General features: G+C 66.7%; 4 protein-coding genes. 2 read left to right on the top strand and 2 right to left on the bottom strand.

The features are described from left to right. Window positions 1–135 precede the first annotated feature (135 nt). Entirely contained in the window at window positions 136–1,275 is a 1,140-nt protein-coding gene (locus tag VGV13_18795; protein HEV8643138.1) for an amidohydrolase family protein, read from the bottom strand. A gap of 15 nt (window positions 1,276–1,290) precedes the next feature. Continuing rightward, window positions 1,291–2,832: an ABC transporter substrate-binding protein gene (locus VGV13_18790; GenBank protein HEV8643137.1), complete on the bottom strand. Its 1,542-nt coding sequence runs from the start codon at window positions 2,830–2,832 to the stop codon at window positions 1,291–1,293. 218 nt (window positions 2,833–3,050) lie between these two features. On the opposite strand from VGV13_18790, the gene VGV13_18785 reads away from it, so the two are divergent. Then, window positions 3,051–4,328, top strand: a complete 1,278-nt coding sequence (locus VGV13_18785) for an extracellular solute-binding protein (GenBank protein ID HEV8643136.1) — start codon at window positions 3,051–3,053, stop codon at window positions 4,326–4,328. 11 nt (window positions 4,329–4,339) lie between these two features. After that, on the top strand, window positions 4,340–6,046 hold the full coding sequence (locus VGV13_18780) for an amidohydrolase family protein (GenBank protein ID HEV8643135.1): 1,707 nt from the start codon (window positions 4,340–4,342) through the stop codon (window positions 6,044–6,046). Window positions 6,047–6,052: the final 6 nt, after the last annotated feature.

Raw genomic sequence — 6,052 nt, 5'->3', positions numbered from 1 at the left:
GGTGTTCAGGAGATGGTTCGACCGCAGCCAGCGTCTCTATAGGAGGACGTGGGTGCGCACGTACCCACGCTGGCCACGGCCGCTACCGACGCCGCGTTTCCGCACATTCCTCGCCAAAAGAATTTCGGATCGGGGCTAAATGAAGCCGTAGAGCTTGCCGGCGTTCTCGCAGACGATCTTCTGGCGCACCTCGGCGGGCAGGTGCCCCAGCTCGCGCTGGATGAACTCGCCGGAATCGGGCCACACGCCGTCAGGGTGGGGGAAGTCCGAGCCCCACATGATGGTGTCGTGACCCAGCTCGTCGAGCAGCTTGATGCCGATGCGGTCGGTCTGGTACGTCGCTTTGCACTGGCGGCGCCAGTACTCGCTCGGTCGCATGGTGAGCGTGAGGTCCTTGAACTGGTCCTCCCACTCCGCGTCCATCCGCTCCAGGACGTAGGGAATCCAGCCGATCCCGCTCTCCCCGATGACGACCTTGATCCGAGGGTAGCGCTCGAGCACGCCGGCAAAGATCAGCGACGTCAGGATCGTCGCCATGTGCATCTGAAACCCGGTGATGTGAACGGCGCGCGCCACCTTTCCGAGCATGGGCGGCAGCTTTTCGAAGTCGGGCCGCTGGCCGCCGACCGTGTGGATGTGCAGCGGCAACGCCGCCTCGTTGATGATCTCCCAGAGCGGCACCCACTGCGGATCCCAGAGCGGCACGATGTCGTGCGAGTTGGCGAGCTCGATACCGCGGACGCCGCCGCGCTTGACGACGCGCGTGACCTCCTCCACCGCCGCCTCCACCGGGTGGTTAGGGATGCACGCGAGTCCGGCGTAGCGGTCGGGATGGGTCTCGCAGAAGTCGGCGAGCCACTCGTTGTAGATGCGCGTCACTTCGATGGCGGCCTCGGGGTCGTTGAGCCGCCGAGTGGCGCCGAGGATGCCGTACAAGACTTCGGCCTGCACGCCGTCGCGCTCCTGGTCCTTCAAACGCAACTCGGGATCGGTGAGCCGCCGGATGCCGCGCTGGCCGTCCTCATAGAGTCCGGTCGAGGCCATGCGGTCGGAGCGATGGATCTGGCCGGGAACATACTCGCGTCCGGCCGCGCCCATGCCGTTCATGAGGCCGAAGGCGGCGCCCTTCTTCGTAACCCACACCGGTCCCTTGGGGCCGTCGGTGACGTAGGGCATGCGGTCCTTCATCGCCGCCGAGGCATGTGAGGTGAAGAGGTCCGGCGGCAGCCAGGGCAGATCCACGTGGCAGTCGGCGGAAATTCTCGTGTAGCGCATATCACTCCTCCTGACTCACGGCCGCTTCAACCGGAGATCTTCGTAAGGCCCCGAATACGCGAATCCCTTGATGTGATCCACGCCCGCCTCCTCGACGCGCGGGCCCACGCCCCAGAGGAAGGCCAGCTCGTAGACGGGGACGTGCGTCACCTGGTCGTGGATGATCTGCTGGATCTGGTGCAGCAACATCTCTCTCTTCTTCCGGTCCGTCTCCCGAGCCTGCCGGTGGAAAAGGTCCTCGACTTCAGGAATGACGCCCGCGGCGTAGATCCCGTTCTTGGTGACGTAGGCCTCGAGCCGCGTCGCCGCGTTGCCCGCCGCGCCGGCGATGCCGACGATCACACCCTTGAGCTTTTTCTCGCGCCACTCCGTGAGGAACGTCGCGCGCTCCATCGTGCGTGTCCGGGTGCGAATGCCCACCGCGCCGAGATAGTTGCCGATGGCCTCCCCCAGGGTGGTGAACGGAGGGAGCGGGGTGAGGTCGCCGCCGTCGAAGCCTTTGGGATAGCCGGCCTCGGCGAGGAGTTGCCGCGCCTTCGCGGGGTCGTAGGCCGAGGGCTCGAAGAAGCGCGCGAACTCTAGATTGCGATGCAAGAGGCTCCCGGTGGGCCGCGAGAATCCGAGCGTCTCGGCCTGGTTGAGGGCCTGCCGGTCGAGGGCGTGGCTGGCCGCCAGGCGCACGCGCCGGTCGTGCCACGGCGACTTGGGATCAAACTGCTCGGGGAAGTCGAGCCAGAAGACGCCGGGCGGGTACGCGGCGACGAGCCGCAGCCCCGGCGTCCGCTTGATGTCCTCGGCGACAGGTCCGCTCAGGAGATAGGAGATGTCCACCTCGCCCTTCTTGAGCGCCGCGGCCCGCGTGGTTTCCTCGGGCATGCTCCGGAAGACGAGGCGCTTGACGGCCGGGGCTTTGCGCCAGTACCCGTCGAAGGCCTCCATCACCAGCTCGATTCCCGGCGTGAAGCTCACGACACGGTAGGGCCCGGCGCCGATCGGCGCCTTCTTGAAGCCGTCGTCACCCACCTTCTCCACGTATTTCTTGGGCACGATCCAGGCGGCGCCGGTGGCCGAGGTGCCGTAGAAGGTCATGAAGTCCGGCCACGGCTCCTTGAGGTGGATCCGCACGCGGCCCGGATCCACGATCTGGATCTCGCGCACGCGGTCCTTGAGCAGCTTCGCCGACGCGCCCCGGTACCGCTCGAACGAGAACTTGACGTCCGCCGCCGTCACCGGCTCCCCGTTGTGGAACTTGACGCCCTTGCGGATGACGAACTCGTACGTGAGCCCGTCCTTCGACGCGGTCCACGACTCGGCGAGGCTGGGCGTGTAGTTGTTCCCCGGCATCGGCTTCACCAGCGCGTCGTGGATGGCGTAGAGCACCATGAACGGCGTGATCAGGGCCTCGGTCTCCGCCGGGTCGAGCCAGCGGGCCGCCAGCGTGACGTGGAGGCCCCACGTCATGGTCCCCTCGGGCGCGGCCACCGCCGGCCCGGCGCTGCCGAGGAGCAGCAGGAACGCCAGGAACAGGACGCGGGAGCGTGCGGTGAGGGGTCCCATCGATCGGCTCCTCTCTGGCTTGGTGGCAGCATCTGGTACCCGCGGCCGGGTTCTGTCAAGTGCGTTTTGGTCGCGCCAGGCGCATTGTCTTTGCGGCCGGTCGGCAGTAGCATCCCCCCAGCGACTTCCGCCCGAAGATGCCGCCACCGCTGGGAGCCAGGAGGTGCGCGATGAGCAGCAGGCAGCGACAACACCCCCTCGAAATGCGCGACGCCCCAGTGAGCCGACGCGGGTTCCTCCGGACCGGTGGACGGACGCTGGCCGGGCTCGCTGGGATCCTGGCGGTGGGACGGGCGCCGGCGAGCTGGGCCGCCCGGGAGATCGCCATCCTTACCGCCGTGAACTACGCACCCACGTCGGACGCGAAGCTTGCGGAGCTGGGCAAGCGGTTCTCGAAGCTGGCCGGCGTGAACGTGCGCATCGACCACATCCAGAGCGTCCAGATGCCGGCCAAGCTCTCGGCCGAGCTCATGTCGAAATCAGGCCACGACATTGTCAGCCTGGAGATGCACTACCCGTGGCTCTTCGCGCCGGGACTCGCGGACGTGTCCGACATCTGTGACGACCTGGCCCGGAAACACGGCGACTGGTACTCGTTCGCCAAAGACCATGCCCGTGTCAGAGGCCAATGGCTCGGCATCCCATATCTGTTCATCTCGTTTCCGGGAAGCCACCGGATCGACCTGTTCGAGAAAGTCGGAGAGAACGCGCCGGACACGTGGGAGGAGCTGCTCCGCGCTGGCCGAAAGCTGAAGAAGCTCGGCCATCCCGTTGGATTCGCCATCAGCCAGACGACCGACTCCGTGACGACTCTCCACTCGATCCTGTGGTGCTACGGCGCCAAGGACGTCGCCGAGGACGGCAAGACGATCACCATCAACTCCAAAGAGACCGAGACCGCCATCGACTACGTCAGGGCGCTGTACACGGACGCCATGGACCCGGCCGTGCTCTCGTGGGACAACGCCTCGAACAACCAGTGGTTGAACTCGGGAAAGGGATCGTGGATCCACAACCCGATCAGCCACTACGTGGTCGCCAAGGAGAAGCAGATGCCGATCGCCCAGCTCACCGGCCTTCACCCGTCGCCGGCGGGACCGGCCGGGCGCCACACGGTCGGCGTGCCGCGGAGCCTCGGGATCTGGAAGGTCAGCAAGAACACAGAGCCTGCCAAGGAGTTCCTCCGCTGGTTTTTCGAGCCCGCGCAGTACCACGAGTGGATCATGGCGGGCGACAACTACAACCACCCGATGTGGCGCGACATGGAGAATCACCCGGTCTGGGACGTGGACGCGAAGTACAAGCCCCTCAAGAGCATCGCGCAGTACTCGCACCTGTACGGATGGCCCGCGCCACCGGACGAGCGGATCCAGCTCATCACGAACAGCTACATCATCCCTAACATGTTCGCCAAAGTCGTCACGAACGCCGCCAAGCCCAAGGAGGCGATCCTCTGGGCCGAGACCGAGATCAAGCGGATGTTCGAGACCAAGTGAGGAGCCACAGCATGACGTACGACCTCCTGATCAAAGAGGGTCGCATCATCGACGGCTCCGGCCGACCCGCCTTTCACGGCGACGTGGCGGTGGCTCACGGAAGGATCGTGGAGCTGGGGCGCTTGAACGGTGCCGCCCGCCGGGTCATCGAGGCCGATGGACGGGTGGTGGCGCCCGGGTTCGTGGACAACCACTGTCACTACGACGCCCAGGTCCTGTGGGATCCGCTGTGCAGCTTCTCGTGCTTCCACGGCGCCACCACCGTCATCATCGGCAACTGCTCCCTGGCGCTCGCCCCCGTCAGGGCCCCCGAGCGTGAGAAGCTGGCCGGGATGCTGTCCTACGTCGAGGCGATTCCCATGGACGTCCTGCAGGCTGGCGTGCCGTGGACGTGGGAGACGTTCCCCCAGTACATGAACGTGATCGGGCAGCGGCTGGGGGTCAACGTGGGAACGCTCGTCGGCCACTCGGCGGCCAGGCTCTATGCCATGGGCGCGGACTGTTCGGAGCGGCCGGCCACCGACACGGAGCTCGAAGTCATGCGGGGCGTGGTTCGGGAGGCGCTGGAGGCGGGGGCGCTGGGGCTTTCGCTCACGCGCAACATGAACCACTTCGACGTCGCGGGGAAGCGGATCCCGGCCGCCTGCGCTCCGGAGTCGGAGCTGTTCGCGCTGGCCGACGTCCTCCGCGAGTCCGGCACCGGGGTCATCCAGTGCGGAGGAGGAACCAATCCGGAGCTGAAGGATCGCCTGCTGAGCCGGCTGGCCCAGGCGTGCGGCCGCCCGATCATGTACAACACCCTCCTCGAGCAGGCGCGGCTGCCGGGGCAGTGGCGCCAGCACCTGGCGCACGTCGAGGAGATTGCCCGGCAGGGGATCCGGGCGGTGCCGCTCTGCAATCCGGGCAGCATCGTGAGCCGGTTCACCATGAAGAACTGTCAGGTGTTTCGTGGCATGCCCACGTGGCTGCCCCTCCTCCAGGCCTCCGATGCCGAGAAGCTGCGGGCCTACCGCGACCCGGAGGTTCGCGCCAAGCTCCGCGCCGAAGTCGAAGCCCCTCTCGGTCCCGACTCGACGTTCTCCAAGCGCTGGGACCTGATGGTCGTGGAGGAGCCGCAGCTCCCGAAGAACCGCGAACTCAAGGGACAGAACGTCGCCGAGATCGCGACGGCGCAGGGGAAGGATCCGCTCGATGCCTTCCTCGATCTGGCCGTCGAGGAGGCGCTGGAGACGGTCTTCAGCCTCGGCGAGATCAACATGGACACCGAGGCGGTGGCCCAGATCCTCGGCAGTCCCTATGCCGTCGTGGGGCTGTCCGACGGTGGCGCCCACGTCCAGTTCCACTCGAACGTGAGCAATCCCACCCGGCTCCTCGGCTACTGGGTGAGGGAAAAGGGCATCATGTCGCTGGAGCTGGCCGTCCGCCGGCTCACCTTCGATTCGGCCTCGGCCTTCGGGATTTACGATCGCGGGCTCCTGCAGCCGGGAATGGCCGCAGATCTCGTCGTCTTCGATGCCGACACCGTGCGGCCGGCAGCGGAAGACGTCGTGCATGACTTCCCGAACAACGGCTGGCGCATCCGGGAACTGGCCGAGGGGATCCACTACACCGTGGTGAACGGTGAGGTGTTGCTGGAGAAGGGCGCGCACACGGGGAGCTACCCGGGCCAGGTGCTGCACAACGCCCGCTACCAGGCCGCCCAGCGCGGCTCGGCGTGAGGCCCG

Source organism: Candidatus Methylomirabilota bacterium (assembly GCA_036001065.1).
Lineage (GTDB): Bacteria > Methylomirabilota > Methylomirabilia > Rokubacteriales > CSP1-6 > MNEF01.
The sequence above is the reverse complement of the archived record's forward strand: the minus strand, read 5'-3'. Positions and strand labels throughout refer to the sequence as shown.